Annotated in this window: 19 protein-coding genes; 10 read left to right on the top strand and 9 right to left on the bottom strand. The window is 57.9% G+C overall.

What is annotated here, in order from left to right:
- Positions 1-92 precede the first annotated feature (92 nt).
- Complete coding sequence (locus NA78x_RS11135; RefSeq protein WP_425618520.1) at positions 93-869, bottom strand: YkgJ family cysteine cluster protein; 777 nt, start codon at positions 867-869, stop codon at positions 93-95.
- Positions 870-886: 17 nt separating this feature from the next.
- Positions 887-1813 carry a hypothetical protein gene (locus tag NA78x_RS11130; protein ID WP_425618519.1) on the bottom strand — a complete coding sequence of 309 codons (927 nt, stop codon included), beginning with the start codon at positions 1811-1813 and terminating at the stop codon, positions 887-889.
- 93 nt (positions 1814-1906) lie between these two features.
- Here NA78x_RS11130 and NA78x_RS11125 point away from each other — a divergent pair, with 93 nt between their 5' ends.
- Positions 1907-3145 (top strand): alpha/beta hydrolase family protein, encoded by a 1239-nt coding sequence (locus tag NA78x_RS11125; RefSeq protein WP_425618518.1) that lies wholly within the window; start codon positions 1907-1909, stop codon positions 3143-3145.
- A 55-nt stretch (positions 3146-3200) separates the two neighbouring features.
- A complete protein-coding gene (locus NA78x_RS11120) occupies positions 3201-4592 on the top strand; it encodes an alpha/beta hydrolase family protein (RefSeq protein WP_425618517.1) in 1392 nt (463 codons plus the stop codon).
- A gap of 1 nt (position 4593) precedes the next feature.
- Here NA78x_RS11120 and NA78x_RS11115 read toward each other — a convergent pair whose 3' ends face one another.
- The 5 genes from NA78x_RS11115 to NA78x_RS11095 all read right to left on the bottom strand — a co-directional run bounded on the left by NA78x_RS11115 (position 4594) and on the right by NA78x_RS11095 (position 10363).
- A complete protein-coding gene (locus tag NA78x_RS11115; protein ID WP_425618516.1) occupies positions 4594-5874 on the bottom strand; it encodes a three-Cys-motif partner protein TcmP in 1281 nt (426 codons plus the stop codon).
- Positions 5871-6698, bottom strand: a complete 828-nt coding sequence (locus tag NA78x_RS11110) for a DUF5131 family protein (RefSeq protein ID WP_425618515.1) — start codon at positions 6696-6698, stop codon at positions 5871-5873. Before NA78x_RS11110 ends, NA78x_RS11115 begins: the two co-directional genes overlap by 4 nt.
- Before the next feature lie 221 nt (positions 6699-6919).
- Positions 6920-8428: a hypothetical protein gene (locus NA78x_RS11105; RefSeq protein ID WP_425618514.1), complete on the bottom strand. Its 1509-nt coding sequence runs from the start codon at positions 8426-8428 to the stop codon at positions 6920-6922.
- 34 nt (positions 8429-8462) lie between these two features.
- On the bottom strand, positions 8463-9947 hold the full coding sequence (gene guaB, locus NA78x_RS11100; protein WP_425618513.1) for an IMP dehydrogenase: 1485 nt from the start codon (positions 9945-9947) through the stop codon (positions 8463-8465).
- Positions 9948-10078: 131 nt separating this feature from the next.
- Positions 10079-10363 carry a hypothetical protein gene (locus tag NA78x_RS11095; protein ID WP_425618512.1) on the bottom strand — a complete coding sequence of 95 codons (285 nt, stop codon included), beginning with the start codon at positions 10361-10363 and terminating at the stop codon, positions 10079-10081.
- 654 nt (positions 10364-11017) lie between these two features.
- Between NA78x_RS11095 and NA78x_RS11090 the strand changes: the two genes are divergently transcribed.
- From NA78x_RS11090 to NA78x_RS11060, 7 genes are all read left to right on the top strand, one after another.
- Entirely contained in the window at positions 11018-11752 is a 735-nt protein-coding gene (locus NA78x_RS11090; protein WP_425618511.1) for a Dabb family protein, read from the top strand.
- Positions 11753-11826: 74 nt separating this feature from the next.
- Positions 11827-12330, top strand: coding sequence for a hypothetical protein (locus NA78x_RS11085; RefSeq protein WP_425618510.1), 504 nt, complete (start codon positions 11827-11829; stop codon positions 12328-12330).
- 117 nt (positions 12331-12447) lie between these two features.
- The gene (locus NA78x_RS11080; RefSeq protein ID WP_425618509.1) at positions 12448-13092 is read left to right on the top strand and encodes a MotA/TolQ/ExbB proton channel family protein; all 645 of its coding nucleotides are present in this window, start codon (positions 12448-12450) and stop codon (positions 13090-13092) included.
- Between the two features lie 145 nt (positions 13093-13237).
- Positions 13238-13723, top strand: a complete 486-nt coding sequence (locus tag NA78x_RS11075) for an ExbD/TolR family protein (protein WP_425618508.1) — start codon at positions 13238-13240, stop codon at positions 13721-13723.
- Positions 13720-14505, top strand: a complete 786-nt coding sequence (locus NA78x_RS11070) for an ExbD/TolR family protein (protein WP_425618507.1) — start codon at positions 13720-13722, stop codon at positions 14503-14505. The genes NA78x_RS11075 and NA78x_RS11070 overlap by 4 nt, the downstream gene beginning before the upstream one ends.
- Before the next feature lie 89 nt (positions 14506-14594).
- Positions 14595-15176, top strand: coding sequence for a hypothetical protein (locus NA78x_RS11065; RefSeq protein ID WP_425618506.1), 582 nt, complete (start codon positions 14595-14597; stop codon positions 15174-15176).
- Positions 15177-15316: 140 nt separating this feature from the next.
- Positions 15317-18208, top strand: a complete 2892-nt coding sequence (locus tag NA78x_RS11060) for an SHD1 domain-containing protein (protein ID WP_425618505.1) — start codon at positions 15317-15319, stop codon at positions 18206-18208.
- Between the two features lie 41 nt (positions 18209-18249).
- Here the strand turns inward: NA78x_RS11060 and NA78x_RS11055 are convergent, their stop codons facing one another.
- Together NA78x_RS11055 and NA78x_RS11050 are read right to left on the bottom strand one after the other, a co-directional pair.
- Positions 18250-19641 (bottom strand): DUF1501 domain-containing protein, encoded by a 1392-nt coding sequence (locus NA78x_RS11055; RefSeq protein WP_425618504.1) that lies wholly within the window; start codon positions 19639-19641, stop codon positions 18250-18252.
- Between the two features lie 207 nt (positions 19642-19848).
- A complete protein-coding gene (locus NA78x_RS11050; protein WP_425618503.1) occupies positions 19849-21141 on the bottom strand; it encodes a PQQ-binding-like beta-propeller repeat protein in 1293 nt (430 codons plus the stop codon).
- Between the two features lie 151 nt (positions 21142-21292).
- Here NA78x_RS11050 and NA78x_RS11045 point away from each other — a divergent pair, with 151 nt between their 5' ends.
- Positions 21293-24139 carry an Hsp70 family protein gene (locus tag NA78x_RS11045; protein ID WP_425618502.1) on the top strand — a complete coding sequence of 949 codons (2847 nt, stop codon included), beginning with the start codon at positions 21293-21295 and terminating at the stop codon, positions 24137-24139.
- Positions 24140-24170 lie beyond the last annotated feature (31 nt).

Raw genomic sequence — 24170 nt, 5'->3', positions numbered from 1 at the left:
AGAATGCAGTACGCAGAATGAAAGAGCAGAGGTCAACACTCAGACTAGTTGGCGAGCATGGCAAAGGGCAGGGGAGGGGCGATTCAAGGCTGTTATTGCCTTCCGGTCGTGCGGTTCATATCGGTCACAAGGGCTTGCACGAGTTGCAAGCCGTCGAAAGTGCGGGGCGAAGGCGAAGGTCGAACCGAGAGCCATTCGAGCAGCAACACCAGTGTGAGCATTTGCAGCGGCTCTCCGGTCAGCTGATGGGCAGTGCGCGTGAGTTGCCCGCCCATGTTCACCGGCACTTCAACGCGGTCGACACCAATCTGATAGATCCGCTGACAATTGGCAGCCGGCGAAGTGACGTGGTACTCACGACAAACGAGCGGGCGATCGGCATAGATGCCGCACGATTCATTCTCGAGAAAGGGACAAGCAATCTGCTGCTCGAAGTATCGCCGGGCAACTTCACCGGCGGCACTTGCGGGCGAATCAGACTTCACACCGACGAGCGAGCGTTCGCCAGTTTGTTCACCTGGGTCAAGCAACCCCGCTGCTTCTAGCCTGCTGATTGCATCGTCAAAACGCTGGCGAATGGCTTGTTGCTTCTCGATTGGCATCTTTGCAATCGCCGCTGCAATGCCTTCCGCTTCGACGAACGAAATGACGATCACCTGTCGGCAACAGGCTCCGCAACCAGCGTGACAACTGACTGTCTTACCTGCTTGCTCCTCGTGTTCAATCGCGATCTTGGTGAGTTGTTCGGTCAACTGCTGCGCAAACGGCAAGAGCGCCGAGAGAGGTTGCTCTCCCAGTTCGAACGAAATCGGCACGAGGTGCGTCTTGCCGCGCACGTCGACATGAATGTTGGCGACTTCGGTAGTCATCCGCGAGCACTTTGCCTTTACTTCGCCTTCACGCCGCTGGCCGGACATTCGGTCACGGCCTGCCAGGCGATCTCTTGCAGCAGCTTCACGAGTTCGGGACTGGTGCCCGGTGCCTTAGCGAGAACCGCGGGCGTAGGCAAACCAACTGGGCTCTTCTGATACGTCACGCCGTAATGAACATAACCGACCAGCGCCATGAGCACGGGCTTGGCGTGGCCGATGGCATCGGTAAAAAGATCGTTCTGCTCTTTCAAGCCGGGGACTTCGCCTTTGACAATCTTCTCACGCAAGTTCGCAACCGCCTGACCCACCGGCACGATCACCAGCACCTGCTTGCCGAATTTCTTATTCAGCTGATCGACGTGTTCGGTGAGCGAGGCCAGGTATTCGTTTTGTTGCTTGCGCAGATCCTCGATCTTGATGGCGTTGTGATCGACAGCAGCTGGGCGCTTGAGCGCCGGGGGCGTGTAGGCATCGTAGGGGAGCCAATTCTCTTGCAGGGTGATGCGAATGTTCGGATTATGCTCGACCGCCAACGTCGCAAAATTCTCAATGCCCGGGTCGGGTAGAAAAATGGGCGCGATGGTCAGTACTTCCACCTTCCCAGCAGTGAGCAGTTCCTTCGACTTGTACTTGTCGTCGGCAACATCCCAGTGCTGAATCACGCGCGAGCCACCAATGCCCGACGTGCCTAGATGCGTATGCCCCTGCACTTCAGCCGCCTTGGCGATATCGGCCAGAATACCCGGCATGAACACATGAAAGCTGTGGCCGATCGAATAGACCTTGACCCCCTTCGTCGCCGTCTCTGTGCTCGCTGCGTTCTTGCTTCCCGCGGCATCCTGAGCAGTCACTACGGAACTCAATAAACAGACAGCGACGAGCGCGGTGGGAGAGAATAGATTCGTGACGAATCGACGCAGCAGGGCAGGGGATACGAGCATGACGGATTCGCTCCAAGGGAGAGACAGCGAGGGCACAACTAGCAGCTGATTGAACTCGCCTCGCATTCTGGCAAGTCAGTGCAACAAGAGCAAATGGCACGCAGCAGAATTCGGATCGGCGAAGATCGCGCGGGCAATGTTGGCAACGTCGCCGCAGAACGATTACAACATTCCGTGTCGAACCTGTCGCTCTTCCCGTTTGCCGGAACCACTTCGATGTCGCAAGGCAACTACGATCCACGTTTCTCGCAACAGAATCCCTTCGCTCCCAATCCGGGCAACTTCAGCGGATTGCCAGGCGGACAATTCCCGCAGCAACCTCCCAAATCGAATGGCACCAAGAACATCCTGATCGCCTTCGGCATCATCGGTGGCGTTTGTGCCGTGCTGTTTCTCGCCTGCTGCGGCGGGCTGTACTATGCCGTGCAAGGACCCGCCGCTTCTGCGGTAGCAAAGCAGCCGTTCAATGTTTCAGCAGTGCCCGTTCCGGCCTTTCCCGATCGAGGCATGCCAACGGAACTCACGCCGGGAGTGCAACTCTATTCCATCAAGATCAATGGTCAGACGGGCGGGCATTATTCGCCCCCCGGTCACGGCGGCACCATCTTCGTTTATCTGCCTGCTGGCCAGGTTCAACCGAAGTCGCTGCCTTGCGTACTCATCACCGGGGCCGGGACCGATTTGATGCAGGGTGTCGAGTTCGACGAAATCCTCGGGGCCGAGGATGTGCCCGAACACATCCCCTATGTGAAGGCGGGAATGGCGGTCGTGGCCTACGAAATGGATGGCAGTGGCTACAACGAAGACTCGGACGAGGAGCAAATGTATGAAGACTTCAAGGCCTCGCAAGCGGGCCTCGTGAATGCTCGGAACGCACTGGAGTACATCCTCAAGCATGTGCCGGAAGTGAACCCCGCTAAGATCTATACCGCTGGTCACAGTTCGGCCGGCACTGCGGCGTTGCTCTTTGCCGCGCACGATCCGCGTGTCGCGGGATGTGTCGCCTTTGCACCTTGCAGCGATGTGGAGAACTTCCAGCCCAAGATCCTGATTCGTCTCATCGCCAGCGATCGCCCAGGCTTGATCGACTTCCTCTGCCAGAGCAGTCCGAAGACCCATGCCGCCAATATCAAGTGCCCGGTCCTGCTCTTCTCGGCCGAAGACGACGGCGTCGTCGATATCAAAACCACTCGCGACTTCGAACGACTGCTGAAGAAGCACAATACCGATGTTACCCTGCAAACTGTGCCCACGGGCGACCATTACCAACCCATGATCGATCACGGCATTCCCGCTGCCATTGAGTGGATTAAGCAGCGAGCGGGAAGTTAGACTGTTCGGGCAGTCGTAACCAAGTTCTTGCCACACCGCTTAGGTGACCTCCCCGATGTCTCAAGGCAATAACAATCCCCGACCGCAGGGACGTCCACTGCCGCAGGGCATTCCGGTTAACCCTGCTGCTCCGCCGCCGCCAAATCAGCCACCGCCTAACTATCCCCCTGCTAATTATCCGCCGCAGTATTATCCCCCAGCACCGCCGCCTGGCTTCGCTCCGCCTCCGGTCGGCCTGCCGCCTCACCCAGGTTTTCCGCAGCAGCCGCCGTATCACGGCCAGCAATATTATCCGACACCACCTCCTCCGCCCCCCGTGCCTCCTCCGCCACCGGCGTGGGCACCGCACTCCGGTTACGCCCAGCCCGGGTTTCCTGCCCAAGGATTCAGTTCACAGCCAGGCTATGCAACTTCGAGCACTGGCCCACGAGCACGCAAGAAGAGTGGTGCCGGCAATGTTCTGATCGCCCTGTTGCTCGTGGGTGGCTTGGCAGTCGTCGTATGTTGCGGCGGACTGTTCCTCGCCGCTGGTTCCTCGAGCAGTGCCGTCAGTGCCGACGCGAAAACGCCGTTCAAGCTTGCCGCCGTTCCGGTCCCGCCGCTGCCTAAGCATCAGTCCCGCAACCGAACACGAATCGCCTCGGTCGACTTGTATCGCATCCCGCTGGGCAGCAGTTCGAGCGGGCATTATTCGCCGGCCGGTCATGGTGGCTCGCTCTTCTATTACGTGCCTCCTGGCAATCACGCGCCCGGGTCGCTTCCCTGCGTGATGATCACCGGCGCGGGAACCAATCTGCTGCAAGGCTCCAAGTTCGATCGAATCACAGGAGCCGGCGATGCGGCCGAGCACCTGCCTTATGTGCAAGCCGGAATCGCGGTGCTGGTGTATGAGATGGATGGTGGACAGGACGTCACGACTGACGACCAACTCGTGGCCGCCTACAAAGACTTCAAGGCTGCCTGCGCCGGAATGGTGAACGCCCGCAATGCCTTCCAGTACATCCTGAAGAACTGTGAGGAAGTCGACAAGAGTAAGATCTTCACCGCGGGGCACAGTTCGGCGGGAACTTCCGCTCTGCTGTTTGCGGCTCACGAAAAGCGAATCGCCGGCTGTATCGCGTACGCCCCGTGTGCGGACGTCGAGAACTTTCACCCACCCGCGGCAGTGCGCCAACTGAAAAGTGGCTTGCCTGGCCTCGCGAGTTTTCTCAAGCAGAGTTCTCCCACGACCCATGCCGCGCGCATCCGTTGCCCCGTGATGTTGTTCACTGCCGAAGACGACTCGGTGGTGCCCGCGAGTAAGACTCGCCAATTCTCAGGCTTGCTGCAGAGGACCAATCCGCAGGTCACACTCAAAGCGGTCCCTCGCGGCGAACACTACGACGCCATGATTCAGCAGGGCATTCCCGCTGGCATTGAATGGATCAAGCAGCGAGCGGGAGGCTAATTCACTCTTGGCGAAATAGGCGTTTTTGACGACTTGGCTTCAAGATGTCCGATGCGTGAACAATTCCTGCGCGGCGCTGCGTGCTTCCACTTTGATCTTTAACATGGAGCACCCCAGCAACCGCAAGCTCATTAAGAACAGACTTCATAATCTCCAATGTGACGGGCGTCTCATTTGTTAGGTGAGCAAAAAAGTCCTCGAACGATATGCCATCCTTGAACTGGTGAAGTCGGGTTGGGAGTTGCTCAAGCAGTTCCTCTTGGCTCGAAACCAATGCAGTCTCGTCAAAATAGAAGCCAGGAAGTTGGGGCTGGTTTGTGATCTTTTCATCTCTAGTTTGGTCATAACCGAGCATTCGGAGGCCAGACCCTCCGTAGTGTGCGAAGTGAGTTGACTCCTTCCAATGAAGTCCGACCATAACGTCGCGGGCGCGATAGTGACCAGACAAGTGGATTAGCCAGAAGTCACGATGCGCATCAGAAGACCGAATGAAAAATGGCGTATAAAACTTTGCTTCGGACTTCACCTGAATTTGCTTATGGAGTGAGTACTGGATGGTCCTTCGCCAATCTCGACTATTCTTCGCGGAAACGATCGTGGAACTTGGCAATGGAAGATCGATTCGCTCCAGAATCTTATGCGTTTGCTCGTTATCACTCAGATAGTCGATCAGGGAATCGGTCGCAAAAGTAAGGATAACTTCTGCGTTCGGCAGGCTCTTTAAGATTGATCGAATGATCGGGAACGGCACATCGGAATAGCCGAATTGGTCGAGCACAAAGATGGCTCGCCCAGATCTGCCTTTCGACTTCACGTGCTCAACCATTGCCTCAACGTGCGACGCAAACTCACCTGCGAGAATCCTGACCTTATCGTCGACTAATTGCCGAAATCTTGACTCCGCCAACACGTTCTTCAAGAACGTCAGTGCATTCGGATCTTTCTCGATGAAAAAGTAATCGACATTCAGGTCAAACGACTTGGAACGAATCGCCTGAGCAGAAACCGAGGCTGCTTCCATTGCCTCCAACATGATGAGAGGCGACCCAGGCCGCTCTTCTTTTGTGCGATCGTCGATGTAGAGGCCGCCACCGGCGAAGCCGTCGACAAGTGTGAGTCGCAATTGTTCGCTTCGAATATTCGACGTCAAAACGGCTACATAGCGCTCTAGGTAAGACTGAATTACGCGGTGCTTGGCTAAGCTATGTGCGCGGATCGTGGGAGGCAGTTGACCAATTTCCCAAGTATGGTGTTCATGCCTCGCCGACTTCTTGCCGGTCATGCGGTATTCCTTCGACTGGAAGGTTTCTTGCTTGGCCAAACATCAACAAACTGCGTAGCGAGTTCACGGCGTGCTGCCATAGATGGAATTACACGAGAGGACAATGGTGGCATTGCATCAAATGTTTGGCCATCAAGCTCTCGTCCAGTCTGGCGCTTTCGGACTCCGCCCCACTGCTTAAAGAAGAACGGTACGTTTGCCTTCTGGCACTGCCGTTGAACGCCACTTACCCAGGCTGGTTGCATGGGACGAGCTCCAGCGCCGCTCTCACCACCAACGATTACCCAGTTGATGCCGTTTAAATCAAGTTGCCCCACATCTTCAAGCAAAGGCTCCACCGACAAAAATGAAACTGCCGCTTTCGCTTCTTTCAAGTGAGCGATTCGTGGAACTCCGTGCTTCCGATTCTCGACGCTCACGCCCCACCAAATATTCGATAGGTTTGCAGCAAACGACAACTTTGTTCTCAGTAGGTCACGCAGGCGCTCTGATCTTTTCGTCAGCACTTGATAGGTATGCCAATTTGCAGCCGCCATAACCTTTGCCACAAGTACGATGTACTCATCAGGTACGCTTTTATGAAACAAATCACTCATGGAGTTAACGAAGACCATCTGCGATTTCGCCCACGTCACCGGTTCGGACAGCTTCTCCGGCACCAACCTTAAATCGAACCCTTGCTCGTACGGATGCCCCGGCACACCACGGAACCGTTCGGCAAAAGTTTCCGCGTAGCAATGAACGCAACCTGGGCTCACCTTCGTGCAGCCTCGCACCGGATTCCAAGTGGCGTCAGTCCATTCGATTTTTGAGTTCGCGCTCATCCCAGCACCTCAAGCGAATTATAGTGAACAAACGTCACCTAGTGCAACGCTCGGTTGACCGAGTTTTAACATTTTCCCAAGAAACGCCAAACGGCGAGCGTTTGAATGCTCGCCGTCTGGTTTCCAATCGCTCCCGCGAAATCGGTGGAGAGTTCGCTAATGGGAGGCTTATTACGTGGCGGCAGACAACTTGGTCTGCCGAATTTTTAAGTTGCTCCGCACTACGGGATGACGTAGATGCCACCGACCACGAACCCGGCTTGAGCCATCGCAGCCCGAGGGCTGAAAGGGAAGGGCGGGATGTGCATCGGAGCACAGCTGCCCGGGCGATAGTAGCCCAAGGCGTATTCGCATTCCCATGGTGGATCGAGTGCCATCTGGTAAGGCAGCAGCAGGGCACTGCCGAAGAAGTGAGCACCGTCGATCCAAGGTTGCTTGAACGGACCAGCAGTGTGGCCGTAGCGTTCGTGTTGCACTTGTTCAAAGTAAAGCGGCTTGTGACACAGGGCCGAAGCATGCCAGTTGATCGTCGAAGGCATCCAACCACGGCTGTAGTTGTCGATCTGCTGATTGCTCGCGATGGCGCACTCGGCAGGCAACTTCCACCAACCACTGATGAAGCACAGGTCGTCTTCGCTCAGGTCGTTCAGCGGCACACGAGCGACGACTTCGCCGGCATCGTTGGCAATGATCGCCCGGCCACCCTTTAGGTCCACCAGCTGCCCGGTTGCCAAGGGCTCGAAGTTGGCCCGGTCGGCATACTTCACGCGGCGATCATGCCATTCGCGAGGACCAGCCTTGCGCATCTGCAGTTCGCGTTGGGCCTGATCTTCGGCGAGGTCCTTATCGGGCATGAACCGCGGCGTGATATCGAGCGAGATGGCATTCAAGCGATCTCGCAGCAAGCCCTGAATGAAGCTCTTGCAGTTGGCGTCGGCGTCGCAGCAGTTGAGTTCGTCGTAGGTCCGCTTTTCGCACGGCATGCCCTCGCCATTCGTTGACGGCTGGCCAAAAGGGATCGCGCGATTGTTCGGAGCCGGAGTCACTCGCTCGTTCCCTTGCGGCGCGAGTTGGTTCGGGTCAATTGCCGGTGGAGCACCAGGCTGCGGAGCCTGGGGATCGACCACACCCGGATCGGGCTGGCGAAAGTTGTTCGGCGGGCTGAACTGCGGCTCGGGAGCAGGAGCTGCTTCAAAGCCAGGTGCCGGACGAGCAGGCTGATTGAACGGACTATTGAACGGAGCTGGTGCTGCCGGCGAAGGACCAGCTGGGTTCATCGTGCCTGGCTGCGGGTTCGCACCGGGAGCATTCGGGTTGCCCGTGCCACCGAGGCCACCACCACCGGGCGGCTGAAACTGCTGATGAACCACTTGCTCGGCACCTTGCAGCTGCAACGCCGAAGCCTTGCGAGTCGCCGTGCGATCGTTGAACGGGTCCTTGAAGGGATCAGCCGCGTACTGAACCGGCGTCACGTACGAGTCGATCCGCATCTTGTTCCAGCGACCTTCCGGAGCGGCCGTGGGCTGCGCTTCGTTGGTGTGGCTGGCTGGCGCGACATTGCTGTCGATGATGGAACGGCCAGCAGTGTGTTGGGTTTGATTCACTCCGGCAATCGGCCGGGCCTTCCATCGCAGGGGAGCGTCAGCGGTCCCTTCCACCTTCAGCGGCCTGGCGTCCGCTGAGATCGTGGGTTGAAATTCTTGAGCACCTACCGGAAGAGACGAGAACAAGCTACCCGCGGCCAGAAATCCGGCGAGCAGGAAACTAGTCCGTCTCTTTGCCGGACGAGTAGTCCGGGCTGTAGTTGGGTGCTTCCTGCGTGATGGCAATATCATGGGGGTGACTTTCTCGTACGCTCGCCGCCGAGACCTGGATGAACCGCGCTTCCGTTCGCAATTCCTCAATCGTCTTCGTTCCGCAATATCCCATGCCGGCTCGTAGGCCACCGACAATCTGATACACGAAGTCGCTGAGCGCTCCCTTGAAAGGAACTCGCCCCTCGACACCTTCGGGCACCAGCTTTCCAGTGCCACCGTTGGCACCAGACTGGCGATATCGCTCGCTCGAACCCTTCACCATCGCGCCCATGGACCCCATGCCTCGATAGGCCTTGAAGGTACGTCCCTGGTACAAAATGGTCTTGCCCGGACTTTCGGCCAGGCCTGCAAACAATCCGCCGATCATCGCTACGTGAGCACCGGCGGCAATCGCTTTCGTAATATCACCCGAGAAGCGAATACCACCATCAGCAATGATGGGAGTGCCGCTACTCTTGGCAACTTGGGCTGCTTCCATAATGGCCGTAATCTGCGGAACACCCACTCCGCTGATCACGCGCGTCGTGCAGATCGATCCCGGTCCAATGCCCACCTTCACGGCGTCAGCACCAGCGGCGATCAAGTCTCTGCAGCCTTCGCGGGTTGCCACATTCCCCGCGACGACATCAATGTCCCAACGCTTCTTAATCTCTTTGACCGACTCAATCACATTCAGGCTATGCCCGTGAGCACTGTCGACTACTAGCACGTCGACGCCTGCTTGAATCAGGGTCGCCGCCCGCTCGAAATCGAACACACCCACCGCAGCACCCACCCGCAGCCTACCCAGTTTATCTTTGCAGGCGTTTGGGAACCGTTTCATCATGTCGATGTCACGGATGGTGATCATGCCGGTCAGGCAATATGTATCGTCTACTAGAAGCAGCTTCTCGACTTTTTTTGCCGTTAAAATTTGCTCAGCTTCCTCAAGCGTTACGGTCCCCTTTGCTGTCACCAGATTATGGGCGGTCATTACCTCGCTGATGGGTTGCTCTCGATTCTCCAGAAACCGCAAGTCCCGCCGAGTCAATATTCCCACCAGCTTGCCACCGCCATCGGTGATCGGGAACCCAGAGACGTTCTTCTGCTTCATCAACTCCTGAGCCTGGCTAACCGGCGCCTCGGGACGGAGGGTCACCGGGTCCATGATGATGCCGTTGGCCGAACGCTTAACCTTGATGACCTCTTCCGACTGCTGTTCGATCGACAGATTCTTATGGACGATCCCCAAGCCACCTTCTTTGGCCAGCGCGATCGCCATCTGATGCTCGGTGACGGTGTCCATCGGCGAGCTGAGCAGGGGGATATTGAGCGCGATCCGCTTCGTCAGGTTGGTCGAGACGTTCACATCGGCGGGCACGGCATCGCTGTAGCGTGGCTCCAGCAGCACGTCGTCAAAGGTAATCCCCATCCGCCCGATGCGATCTTCCATCTCGAATACCCCCTCAAGTCGACTACTAGCAGCCGCTGTCAACGACATCGCCCGCCCGCATAGTCCTGCGAAAATGGTAAACCCCGAATTATGCCGCGCTTTCCCCATTTGAACAACCGCCTGCCAGCACCTCACCCTCCCCACCTCCCCACCGTAGTCATCTTGCTCCGCAAGATGTCCCTCTCCTCTTTTCTTCTTCTCCTCTTCCCTCCATCGCTACCTCCACGCTCACTGCTCTCATCTCGGCGGAGCGAGATGACTACTCGATCCCCACCGTAGTCATCTTGCTCCGCAAGATGTCCCTCTCCTCTCCTCTCCTCTCCTCTCCTCTCCTCTCCTCTCCTCTCCTCTCCTCTCCTCTTTTTCCTCTTCCTTCGCCCTCCCTCCATCGCAACCTCCGCTCTCACTGCTGTCATCTCGGCGGAGCGAGATGACTACGGTGGGAATGCCTCGCGAACTACTTTTGATAACTTTTTCACTCTCTTTTTTCATTTCCCAACGGCATTTTCCCCCACCTTCCTTCCGCTCGCCTTTCGCCGTCCTTCCCACCACCGACAACCATTTTTTGATAACCTTTTCGCGATTCGCGCACAGCCGTAACTCGATAACCGCTTCGCTCCAACCTCAAGCTCGCTCGTCTTTTGCACACCACCTTCAAACCACTTACGACAAACATAACCAAAAACTTTATAACTACTTATTACCATTTCTAAACCTACCCAGTTTCACTTTCCCACCCACCAGCCGATCGCCAACCAACTCCACTAACGGCGATTCAACTTCCCTCGCGCGACAACCACGCCGCTGTCAGTGATAACCGTTTGATAACCAAATTTGCTTCCTCTGCGAAATATCCTCCCGCCTCCCCGCTTCCCTCCGCGCGCATTCCTTCACTCCATTGATGCGCAGGCCGTGACACGTCTGGTCACGAGCAAAAAGATTTTGTAACCATCGCGATACGGTTTTTTCACCGAACACATTTGACAATGATTCACCGTTCTCCGAGACTGCGAAGCACTGGGCGTGTGAGCGCCTGGCAGTCGCACCTCTTCGCAGGCGGAGTTCCTCTCATGTCGCTACTTGCAATCCGTTCGGTTTTATTCTGCTGCCTGGTAACGCTTAGCGTTTCGCTCGCCCGTGCCGAGGAGCCGGTTGATAAGAAAATCGCCGCGCCGTTTGTGCATGTAGCGCTCTATACATTCAAGGCCGATGCGCCGGAGGGAACAGCCGCCGAGTTTGCCGCCGAAGCCGAAAAAGTCTTTGCCCAGATCGACACGGTTCGCTCGTTTCGCCTGGGCCAGCCCGCCGCGAAAGCCACGCCGCGCGAGTTCATGGTCGATCCCAAGAAGGCGTATCACTTAGGCGTCGTCCTCACGTTCGACAACTTCGACGGCATGGCCAAGTACGGCAACGACCAGCGCCACAACGAACTGAAGAAGAAGTACGCCAAGTACTTTGAGAAAATTGTTGCCTACGACTTTGAGGACGCCCCGAGCAAGACCGAGAAGCCTGTGGCGGCAACCGCCAAGCTATCCGGCCTCGTCACTCTCGACGGCCAAACAGTGCCCGTCGCGATTGTCCAATTGCACCTCAAAAACGGGCAGTTCTCCGGTTCGCGGATCGTCGACGGTCGCTTCGGTTTCGACAACATTCCTGCGGGAGAGTACGTCGTCTCCATTGCTGGCAAGGGGATTCCTGCGAAGTACTCCACCGAAGAAAGCTCCGCGCTCAAGCTCAGCGTGCAACCTGGCGAAAACGCCGTGAACTTCGATCTACGCGGCGCCGGTGCAGACCTCGCGCGATAAGCATCACGAACGACTCGCGGGGCCAAGCAGCGCAAAGTCACTTCACCATCATCGGTTTCTGAGACTGCGAAGGTATGAGCCTCGATCACGACTTTCTCTTACTCGACCGCCAGATCGACGGCGAACCACCTCGTGCTGGAATCTTCCACGATTCGCGAGCGATTCAACTTCACGACGATCTGGTTCGCTATCTGGGCGACACACTTGCTTGGATTCCAACATTTAACCCTTCAACGCAACAGTCCCAGCGGGGACTAAACATGTGGGGAATCACTGTCATCGAACGCGCAGGGGCAGATTGCGCGGAACGCGTTTTTCGAACCTGGGCACAGCTATTGGCCTGTGGTCCATCAGTACTCCAACTCACAGGCTGTTACGGCTGGGGGCAGCAGATCGCAGATCCGGTCTCAGCCGAAATTCCGCAGCGAAACTTTGACTCTCAGCAACTCGAAGGGGGCTACGATGCTCTTGAGTTTGATCGTCAGGCGGTAGTCAGCACGTTGCAGCAACTGGCCGACTACGCGGCCCTCGTCCGGGACTCCAACGGCCGACTCTACCTTTATCACTGTGGCGTTTAGTAAATTCCGGTCTCTCTTGTCCGGCTCCCTGAAAACCGCGAACCGCCTTATCCCATTTGCTGGCGGTTTTAACTAGAATGCCAGGACGTTCTGCGTTCTTGCTCATCTGGATCCGCCATGAATATCAGTGCCATTGCCGGGGTAGTCGACAAGGCTTGCTACCTCTTGCTCACGCTCAACTTCTTTTGGGGCCTGTATTGCATCATCGTGGCCTATCGCCGGCTCTCGCAGCTGGGCTTTCGCAATCGCAAGCAGCAGGACGAATTCACCGGCGAGTTACTGGCAAAATTGCAGGCCCGCCAATACGACGAAGCGGCCGAAATGTGCGGCGACGACGTTCGCGCTTTGCCTCAGTTGGCTCACGCGGCCATTGTGAATCGCGACTTGGGCTTTAAGCCGATGCGGCAAATCGTCACCGAAATGATGACCCAGGATCTGCTCACCGATTTCGAATATCGCACGGGCTGGGTCGCGGTCACCATCAAATCGGGACCGCTGCTCGGTCTGTTCGGCACGGTGATGGGAATGATGGCGGCGTTCAGCACCATTGGTTCGGGCCAGAAGGTCGAGCCCCATCATATTGCCCGCGATATTTCGATCGCGCTCATCTGCACCGCTCTCGGTCTGCTCACCGCCATTCCGTTTAACTTCCTGCTCGCCTCGATCAACAATCGCTTGAAGAAGCTGCAAGAAGGTGTTTCCTCCGGTATGCTCCGCGTGCTCGACCAGTTCAAACCCCACAATTTCCGCGAAGCAGCTTAAATAGTCCGGGGTCGGGAGTCTTTGGCGAAGATAGACTCAGCTACGTGCTGATACTAAGTTCGCCATAGACTCCCGACCCCAGATTCGCGTACCTCAGTCGTCGTTTTCCGAACTTCCTGCTTCCCGTTGAAATCGAGCTCGCAACATGAGTGGACACTCAGCGGGGATGTTTAGTGGCGGAGGGCTCATTCGGCGAGACCGCCAGCCCGACGATGCCGAGTTCGACATTACCGCGATGATCGACCTGGTGTTCATGATGAACATCTATTTCATGGTGACGTTCATCACTGCCGCGATGGGCGAACTGCCGAACTTGCCGAACGCCGTTCACGCCGCTCCACTGGACCTCGACGATGCCATTCAGATCACCGTGCTGGAAAGCCCCGATCCGAACTTTGTGACGATTCAAATTGGCGGTGAAGGTGGTGACAGGCTGAAGGATCCCGTGGCCCAGGAAGAGGCCATCGCCAAGGCCGTCGAAGAAGGGGTCGCTCAAAACAAGAAGAAAGTGCTGCTCCGCGCTCAACAAGGTGTGCGGTTGCGCGAGATCAATCGCATCGCGGGTTCCATCGGCGCGGAAGGTGTGTCGCTGCACATCGCCGTCATGGAAACGGAGGCGAAGCACGAATGAGCATCACCTTCAGCTGCCCTGAATGCGGCCGCGAGATCAAAACCAGCGATCAGTATGCGGGGCGCCGCGCGAAGTGCCCCCAATGCTCGACAGCGATTGTCGTTCCCACGACGCTGGACGGGCAACTTCCCGCCGACGTCCCCGTCCTGACTCCCCTTGCTGAGGCACCGGCCAGTGCTCGCTCGCGTTGGAAAGAGCGAGAATCCACCGTCGTGGCCGCGGTTCCGGCCGCTGCTGTCGTGACCAACGAGGCTGGTCATTTCGCTGCCAGTCATGACGAGCACCACCACGATGACGAAGATCACGACGAGCATGATGATGACGACGACAGCGAATCGCTGATTCAGCCGAAGCATACCGTTCACGAAGATCTGATCGACATGACCGCGATGGTCGACATCGTCTTCTTTCTGCTGATCTTCTTTCTCACGACGTCGATGGGGGCTCTCCAGGCAGTCATGAACATGCCGAAGCCTGAATCGGCGACCGAGAAGCGCGGCTCACGCAGCCTGGCCGAGATGCAGAACGATAACGAAACGCTGATCGTCAAAATTCAAGACGACAACTCGATCTGGGTCGACGAAGAAGAAGTCTATAGCGATCACGACCTGGTCATCAAACTGAAGGCTGCCGTCAGTGAAGCGGCCGGCACTCCACTGGCCATGGTTGTTGTGGGCAATGCCGACGCCAATCACGGCACCGCCGTGCGCGTCTTCGATGCCGGAGCCGCCGCCGGTGTAGGTAGCATCAGCCTGCTCGTGCAAGACGATGACGAAAACTGAGTGATGCTTTCCAAGACTTGCATGTTCGCAGCGAATAAACAGCCAATCGTCTTTCTTGCCTCCTCTCCTTCTTCGCCCTCAGTACTGCCATGCTGATCCATCTGCAACGTCGCGCCTTCGTTCTCTCCGCCTGCTTGCTCCTTCTTCCGCTCGGCGGTTGCTACAAGGCCACGCATCGGGGCGTCGCCACGCAGTCTGTATCTTGGACGACGACGGTCGACAAACCGATTCCCGGGGTTCACGTCGGATCAGTCGACGCGGTGACGCTAAAGCACGGACCCCCGTTAGGTGTAAAGGTCGTCTTTTGGGGCGATGTCTCACGTGGCAAAGTTCAAGGTTTGGGCAGCCCGACCGGGGCTCATGCCGAAGGGGAATTGGTCACCGCCGGTATGGCCACGGTGAAGTATCGCTGCGAGTCCACCGATGGCACGACGGCGACCATCGACATCGATGGCCAGAAGTTCAAGACCGCTGACGGCGCTCTGTTTTTGATCTCGACGCAGGGTGCGACAACCAAGGTCAAACAACTGAAATTCGACGTCAGACAGGTTCCTACCAACACGCAGGGGGTTCAACAGCTGGCTGCCGAAAATGCAGACATCAGTGAGTTTTTCGAAGCTCAGCTTCCAGCAGCCGCGGAACCGACAAGCGGAACCGCTCCCGCACCCTAATCTTGCGCCGGCTTATCAAAGAAAAACCACAAGACTCGAGCCGCCGAAATCTTCCTCAATAAAGGTAGAAACCTAGCCACACTTTGGGCTAAAATGCCCACCGCTCAGCGTCAATGCTTCATCCTTTTGGGAAGCCCGTCATGCGTGGACTCGTCAGCGCTTGGTTCTTGGGTGGTTTGTTACTTCTCTCCAATTCAGCCTTTGGACGTGAATGGTCCGACACGACCGGGCAATTCAAGATCGACGCCGAGTTGATCGCCGTTCGCGGCGCTAACGTGGTTCTGGAGAAAAAAGACGGCAAGATCATCAGTGTGCCGCTCGATAAGCTTTGCGCTGCCGACCGGCAGTATCTCGAATCGCTCAACAGGCCCGCGCCCGTACCGGTGCCCGTGCCCGCCGTGGTGCCCGCGATCCCGGCGAATACTGTCTCAATTCCAGCGCAGCCGGCCGCACCTGTCACCGCCCAAGGAGTCGCCCTCGCCGAGCAAGCACACAAGGTGCTCAAGGCGACGTGTTATCGCTGCCACGGTGAAGACGGCACCAGCGAAGGTGGCTTCAACTTCGCCCTCAATCTTTCCAAACTCGCCAAGACACTCGTCAGCGGCAAGACCCCCGCGGCTTCGACGCTCTATCAACGCCTCACGGCGACCGACGACAGTGTGATGCCTCCCATCGGCGAATCTCCGCGCCCCTCGGCCCAAGACATTGCCACCATCAAGTCCTGGATCGAAGCTGGTTGCCCGACCATCAGCACCGAGAAGCCGCGCGAGTTTCTCACCAATGAGAACGTCGTAAAATTAATCAATGCCGACGCGCAGCAATACAACGAACGCTCGCGCCGCTTCCTCCGCTACTTCACGCTCACGCACCTCTTTAACGCGGGCGTTTCCGAAGACGAACTGCAAACCTATCGCAACGCTTTCACCAAGCTGATCAACAGCCTGTCGTGGAACACCACGTTGCTGGTTCCTCATGCCGTTGATCCAGCCCGGACCATCTTTCGGATCGACATGCGCGACGTTCATTGGAACGTCGCGATGTGGGAAAAGATCGAGGAAGCGAATCCTTATTTCCTGCAGTTGCAAACGCCCGATGCGCAAGCGATTTGCGATTTGACGCAGGCAAAAATGCCTTACGTCCGCGTCGATTGGTTCGTGTTTGCCGCCAGCAAGCCTCCGCTGTATCACGTCATGCTCGGTCTGCCAGAAACCGACACCGAACTCGAGAACCTGCTGCGGGTGAATGCCACGGCCAACATCGAGCAAGAGCAAGCGATTCGGGCTGCGTTCAATCGCTCGGGCGTTTCGCAGAACAACCGGCTGATTGAGTGGCACAAGTCTCCGTATGGCAGCTATTGGAAGAGCTACGACTTTGGGGGCAATGCCGGCAAGCAGAACCTGTTTGAATATCCGCTGGGCCCAGGTGCCGAAGAAGGCCGGTTCAAGCATGACGGCGGCGAACTGATTTTTACGTTGCCGAACGGGTTGCAAGGCTATTTGCTCGTTGACGAAAACGGTAAGCGGATCGACCAAGGACCGACGAACATTGTCAGCGATCCTAAACGCCCCGATAAGACGGTGACCAATGGCGTCTCGTGCATGTCGTGCCACTACACGGGCGTGATTCCTAAAACCGATGAAGTGGGCCCCGCTGTGCGAGCCAATGCCAAAGCGTACGAAAACGCGAAAGACATTCTGGCCCTCTATCGAGAACCCGACGACCTCAACCGGGTCTTGGCCGAAGATGCACGCCGCTTTGCGAGCGCCATGCAGCGAATTGGCGTCAGCAGTTTGAGCCGCAGCGGTGAACCAATTTCCGCGATGGCGGCTCAGTTCCAACAGGAACTCGATCCCACCCTGGCCGCTGCGGAGTTCGGCCTTTCCACCGATAACTTCTTCAAACGGCTTGACGATTCGCCGCTGATGTCCCGCCGCTTTGCCGCCCTGCGCTCACCCGGCGGCGTCATCAAGCGCGATGTCTTTGCCACTGGCTTTGGCGAAGCCACCGTCGAATTGAAGATCACCCTGGAAGCCACGATCACCGTCACTCCGCGCGGCGGATCCTCGCCGGCACCGGCCATAGCCTCGGTCACCCCTTCCGCCTCACCGCGCCCGGTGATTGGCAAGCCGGGTGACAAAGCGGGAGAGGTGATGCGCTTCAATGACATAACATGGGGCGTGAAGTCACTGGCATTCGCTCCCAGCGGCGCGTTGCTGGCCGCGGGCAAGATCGACCGCGAACTACGCGTCTTTGACGTGACCAAGGAATCCACCGCGGCGACGATCGGCAATCAGGAGATCCTCGGCGCCATCGAGCAGTGCATTTTCACCCCCAGCGGCAGTCGCTTGCTGGCCGGGGGATATAGCGGGCACATCACGGTTTTCTCCGTCACCAAAGATGGCACGCTTCGTGAGCAGGGCCAGTTTGCCGGGCACTCGAAAGAGATTACCTGCATGGCCGTCTCCGCCGATAGTAAGTTGGCTCTGACGGGCAGCAGCGAGAAGAAGGTGCGACTCTGGGACATCGAAAAGGGGAAAGAGATTGGCGTTCTCGGCGGTTTTGAAGGGAAGCCCAAGGCTGTTCACATTTCGAAGACGGGCCGGACCGCTTTTGCGACCGATGGGGCCGCTTTGCTCGAAATCAACATTGCCGGAGAACCCAAAGTCACCCGCACGCGTGAACTCACGCGTTCCTGGGCGTCCGGTCAGGCAGCGGCCTTTTCGCCGGATGGTCTGACGGTTGCCGTGGGTGACAGTTACGACATCAGGCTGTGGAACTTGAGCACCGGCAAAGAACTTCCCAAGCTCGAGGGAGACGAAATTCAATGGACGATGGCATTCACCGCCGATAGCCAACGAGTGATCAGTGGCGCTTCAAACAAGATCAACGTCTTTGATGCCAAGCGGCAAAAGCGGGTTCACTCGCAAGCCGTGCCTCAAGTAGGCTACGTCCAAGCCCTCGCCGTTTCGGCCGATAACAAGCACGTCGCCTGTAATGGCAGCAATGCGGTTCACGTCATTCGCTTGCCGTAACAGCTACCCCACCGTAGGCATCTTGCTCCGCAAGATGCAACCTAAAACAACTCTTGAATCGGCTCGCCACACGGCAATACGGCGAGTGGCCGGCCGAAGTGATCTAGATAGCTGGTCTTCGTGTTTACACCCAAGTGCCGATAGAGCGTGGCGAGCACGTCCTGCGAGATCTTCGGATTGTCCTTGGGCACCGCGGCTTCCTTATCCGAAGAGCCGACGATGCGCCCACCCTTGATGCCGCCACCAGCCATCGCCACGCTAAAGACGCGGGCCCAGTGATCTCGCCCGGCGGTCGCATTCACGCGCGGCGTGCGTCCCATTTCGCCCCAAGCGACCACCATCGTCTTGTCGAGCATGCCGGTCCGCTCCAGATCTTCGATGAGGGCCGTATAAGCCATATCCCACGGCGGCAGGAAGCCATTCTTCAGCGACCAGAAGTTGTCGTCGTGCGTATCCCACCAGCGGCAATCGACGGTCACCAATCGCACGCCGGCTTGCACCAACCGCCGCGCAAGCAACAGTCGCTGTGGCCAATTCGGACGATCGCCGCCGGCGCGCATTCGCGGCGTATAAGGAGCGGGAAAACCATACCGCTCGCGTACAGCCCGCGGTTCACTCTCCAGGTCGAACGCCTGCCGTGCCTTCGGACCGGTGACTATTTCCCAAGCTTGCTGATTGAAGGTATCGAGGGCCGACATCTGTCCGGAAGAATCGACCGAACGGCGAATCTGGTCGAGGCTGGCAACCAGTTGCCGCCGCGATTCAATCCGATCAACCGACAGCCCACCGCTGAGATCGAGATTCGGCACGCTGAACGGCGACTCGGTGTTCCCCGGATCGGCCTGCGTTTCGAACGGCTTGCAGTTGGCACCCAGATAAGCCGAATCGGTGCCGGGGACCTGCCGTGGAATCATCACATACGCGGGAATATCGGGCGATAAGCCTTGCAACTGCCGCTTCGCCACCGAGCCCACACTCGGGCTGATGTTGCCGCTGGGATCTTTCGCCGCAGGATAACCGGTGAAGCAGACCTGGTCGCCGCTGCTGTGATCGGTCAGGCCATCTTCCGCGCGAAAGTGCATGCTGCGAATGATCGACCACTTATCCATGATCTTCGCCGACAGCGGCAGATGCTCGCCCAGACGAATGCCGGGAACCTTCGTTTCGATGGTGCCGAACTCGCCCCGGATCTCCGCCGGCGCGTCGGGCTTGGGATCCCACAACTCCAACTGACTGGGCCCGCCGCGCATCCACAGAATGATGACCGACGTGTCCTTCTTTTTCGCACTGGCCGCTTCATTGCCCTGCGATTCTGCTTGCAGCAACTGCCCCAGCGTCAATCCACTCGCCCCGAGCGCACCCAAACGCAATAGGCCGCGCCGGTTTAACTGCAGCGTCTTACGAAAATCAGCACAGCCAGGGATGCGATCCATCGTGCAGAGTTCCAGGCGGGAAAGGGCAGGGGAGGGATGTCGATCTTATCGGCGGGGGCATTAGCGACTATTGATGCGTAACTGAGTCTATCTGGCGGGAGTTAGGGAAGCAATTGCGAAGTAGGTTCTGGACGCCGGCCGGAACCTAGCGGCTGTGATTGCCGGGCCATTCAATCCCGATCACATCCGGCGGATGCGATCTAATGACTACTCAAAGCAATACAAAAACTCCTGTCGCTTGCCGCTGATCTGCGTCGCGGCACGCAGGAAGAGATTGCCGCCGCAAATGGCCGGGCTGGCGAACGACTCCGTACCGAGCCTGTTTTCGGACACCATTTCCAGTCGTTCGGGATTGGGCTTGAAGACGTAATGCGTGCCCAGTTCGTTGCCCCAATAGATATGCCCGCCAGCGAGGACCGGGGACGAACTGACCGGGCCTTTCAGGCGTTGCTTCCACATTTCCTGGCCATCGGTGGCTCGCCAACAAAACAGAATGCTGTCGGTGAGACCATACACGTAGCCACCGGTCGCGATCAGCGATTGCTCGTACAGTTTTTGGTTGTTCTTCCACAATATTGTGCCGCTGCCATCAGCTTTAACCGCAATCGTCTCCGACTGGGGATAGCCTCCGCTGGCGAAGACGGTATCACCGTCCCACACAATGGTGCCGCAAGTGGCCGACGAGCAACCGGCAGCCGTCCAGAGCATGGTTCCCTTGGCCGGATCATACGACGTGATTTGCTGCACACCGCTGATCAGCAATTGATCTTTGCCAGCGAGATGAGCCACGACAGGCGTTGAATAGCTACCACCATTCGGCCGCTGTATCCGCCACACCTCCGCGCCGGTCGCGCGATCGAAGGCCGCAATAAAGCTCGACTTTTCCCATTCGGCAGCCACGATCACGGTCCCACGATACAAGACTGGCGAAGGTGCGTAGCCGTACTCGTAACGCTGCGGATGAAAGCTTCCCGCGTACTTCTGCCACAGCTTTTTGCCGTTCAGATCGAGCGCCGTAAGTTGCACTTGCTCGTGGTTGTAGAAGGTGATGAACAACCGGTCGCCGTCGCAGGCAATCGAAGGAGTCGCTTCGGTATTGTTCGGATGATTATTCTTGGGAAAGCCACCCCGGCTGATCTCGGTCATCCACAATTGCTTGCCGGTCGCGCGGTCGAAGCAAAACGCCGCTTGAATTTCTTGTCCCTTATCGGCCGACGTCAGAAACACGCGATTCCCGACCACGATCGGCGAAGAGTGACCTCGGCCCGGCACGGGCGCTTTCCATTTCACGTTCAGCGCATCGCCAAACTCGACCGGCGCTTTGCCGACTGCAATTCCATTTCCGCTCGGTCCTCGCCACCAAGGCCAATCGTTCTCGGCCGAGAGCTTGGGAAAGTCGGGAATTCCTTTTTCCTGGGCGGCAACCTTCGCCCCCACCGCACCAGCGATCACAATCAACAAAGCAAGCAACGAGCGGCAAGCGAACGCGGTCTTCGTCATGACAAATCCTGGCGGGGCTGGTGGTAGGACGGAAGCGGAAGTCTGATCATAGCGAAAACGGAGAATCGGCCACAACCTTTCAGTGCTTCGGCAGAATTTCCGTACAATGGCTCGAATTCCTCCTTCTCGCCCCTCTGCCCGCCGCTGATTCATGGATCACAAGCCCGCTGCACCGTTCGAAGCTGCTTCGTTTGAAACAGCGTTACCCAGTCGCTATGTCGTGGGGATCGATCTGGGAACAACGAACTCGGCGCTCTGTTACGTCGATACTCAGGAGCCGAATGGGCCGATTCGCGTATTACAAGTGCCGCAGTTGGTCGCACCAGGACAAGTCGAACCTCGCGAAACGCTGCCGTCGTTTCACTACCAACCACCGGCGGGCGAAATTGTCGCAGGTGGGTTAAAGTTGCCATGGATCACCAAGAGCAATGAAGAACCGACCAGTTGCGTCGGCGTGATGGCTCGTGACTGGGGCGTGCAAGTTTCGGGCAGGACGATTTCGTCGGCCAAGAGTTGGCTCTGTCATGCCGGTATCGATCGAACGGCCGATGTCCTGCCGTGGCACGCAGCAGATGATGTGGAAAAGCTTTCGCCCGTCGAAGCGAGCAGCCGCTACTTAGCGCACCTGCGATCAGCCTGGAACGCTCGCTTCAAGAGTGAACCGTTGGAACAGCAAGATGTGGTGCTCACGCTCCCCGCTTCGTTCGACGAAGTGGCCCGCGAACTCACCGTGCAAGCGGCCGCGCGAGCCGGCTTACCCCGTGTGGTGCTCATCGAAGAACCGCAGGCGGCCTTCTATGCCTGGATCAACAAGCACGCTGCGAATTGGGAAGAGCGCGTTACGCCCGGGCAGAAGATCCTGGTCTGCGACGTCGGCGGCGGCACGACCGACTTCACCCTGATTCGCGTGCGCCGCGGCGAAGGTGACAAGGTTCAGTTCCACCGCGTCGCCGTCGGCGATCACCTGATTCTCGGTGGTGACAATTTTGATCTCGCCCTGGCGCAGCATCTCGAAGCTCGCTTTACCAAAGGGGGCAAGCTGCAACCGCGGCAGTGGGACGTGCTGCTGCGATTGGCTCGCCAATTAAAGGAAGAGATGCTCGCCGAGCCGGCTCCCGATCAACGCACGATCAGTTTGCAAACGACCGGGTCGAAGCTGATCGGCGGCAGTCAATCGCTGAGTGTCACGCGAGACGAAGTGCGCCAGGTCCTCGTCGAAGGCTTTTGCCCGCGCGTCGCCTTGAGCGAAAAGCCGAGCACGCGTCGTTCGGGCTTTCAAGAGTTTGGACTGCCGTATGCCAGCGATGCGGCCGTCACGCGCTATCTGGCTGCGTTTCTCACGGCGCATCGCAGCGTAGCGCTCGACGATGTGAAGCTGCCCGCCGGACAAGATCCCGCACGCCCCGATGTGCTCCTGTTCAACGGCGGGGCGTTTCTCTCGAAGCTACTTCAGCAGCGGGTCGTTGACGTAGTCACTTCTTGGTTCGGCACGCCAGACAAACCGTGGCAACCGATCGTGCTGGAAAACGATCGCCTTGAATTGGCTGTCGCCCGTGGCGCCGCTTACTACGGCATGGTGCGGCGCGGGCAAGGCGTACGGATCGCGGCGTCACTCGCGCGGACGTATTACATCGGCTTTGAATCGGAGCCACCTTCGGCCATTTGCTTGCTCCCCGGCAATGCTGAACCGGGGCAGGAAGTAATTCTCGATCGCACGTTTCAGTTACTCGTCAGCGAACCGGTCGAATTTCCGCTGTACGTTTCGAGCACGCGGCTCGCCGATCGTCCGGGGGAAGTCTTCGCTGTCGATCGCGAACAAATGACACCGCTCCCGCCCATTCGCACGGCACTCAAGACTCGCCGCCGCAGCGAACGCGGCGAAGTGAATATCAAACTGCACGCGATGCTGACTGAAATCGGCACGCTGGAACTCTGGTGTGCCGAGCAAGGTGGCGAGCGCCGCTGGAAGTTGCAGTTCGATGTTCGTTCGACCACGCAGACCGATCTGTCTGCCCACGAATCGGCCGCCGAGCAAGAAGGCTTTATCGATGAAGCAACGTGGCAAGCTTGTCAGCAGGTGCTGGAAAATGTCTTCGGACCGAATGGAACCGAAAAACCCGATGGCCTGATGAAGAGTCTAGCTACCGCGCTCGAAATGGAACGGGCCGATTGGCCGACCTCTCTTTTACGGCGCATGTGGGAAGCACTGATATTGCTCGAAGCGGGAAGAAAGAAGTCAGCCGTCCACGAAGCTCGCTGGTTGAACTTGCTCGGCTATGCGCTTCGCCCCGGTTATGGCCTGGCGGTGGACGACTGGCGCGTAGCGGAAACCTGGAAGACCGTGCAAGGCAAGCTCGCGCACATTGCCGCCAGCAGTCGCACGGAATCACTAATCCTCTGGCGACGCATCGCCGGTGGCTTTACCGCTGGCCAGCAACGCGCGATTGCCGAACCGCTGTTGGCGATGGTTCGGCAACTTCACAAACAAAGCACCGCCGGCGGCAAACAGTCCGCTGCCTTCAGCGCGCAGGATTCCATCGAAGTGCTGCGGCTCCTGGGTTCGCTCGAACTGCTGCCCGGGACCATCAAGCTCGAACTGGGCAACTTGCTGGTCGATCTACTCGCCAAACCCAAGCTCGCGGGCATTCGTCCGGCGATGCAATGGACCCTCGGACGGCTCGGTGCGCGCCAGCCTTTGTATGGTCCGCTCAATACCGTCGTCGCTGCCGATGTTGCCACCGGCTGGCTCGAAACGCTCATGAATCTTGAATCGCCCGATGCGCAAACAGTCTTCTCGGTCGTACAACTCGCCCGCAAGACCGGCGATCGTTACCGCGACTTGCCCGAACGAACTCGCGATCACACGCTCGCCTGGCTCGCACAACAACAGGCAGCCGAACATACGCTGCACCTGGTGCGCGACGGCGGCCAACTCGACGCGGAAGAACAATCCCGTGCCTTCGGCGAAAGCTTGCCGAAGGGACTGCGATTGAGTTGATCGTGACAATGCAAAGGTTTTCTTTTGCTGC

This window comes from Anatilimnocola aquadivae, assembly GCF_049819085.1.
Taxonomy (GTDB): domain Bacteria; phylum Planctomycetota; class Planctomycetia; order Pirellulales; family Pirellulaceae; genus Anatilimnocola.
The sequence above is the reverse complement of the archived record's forward strand: the minus strand, read 5'-3'. Positions and strand labels throughout refer to the sequence as shown.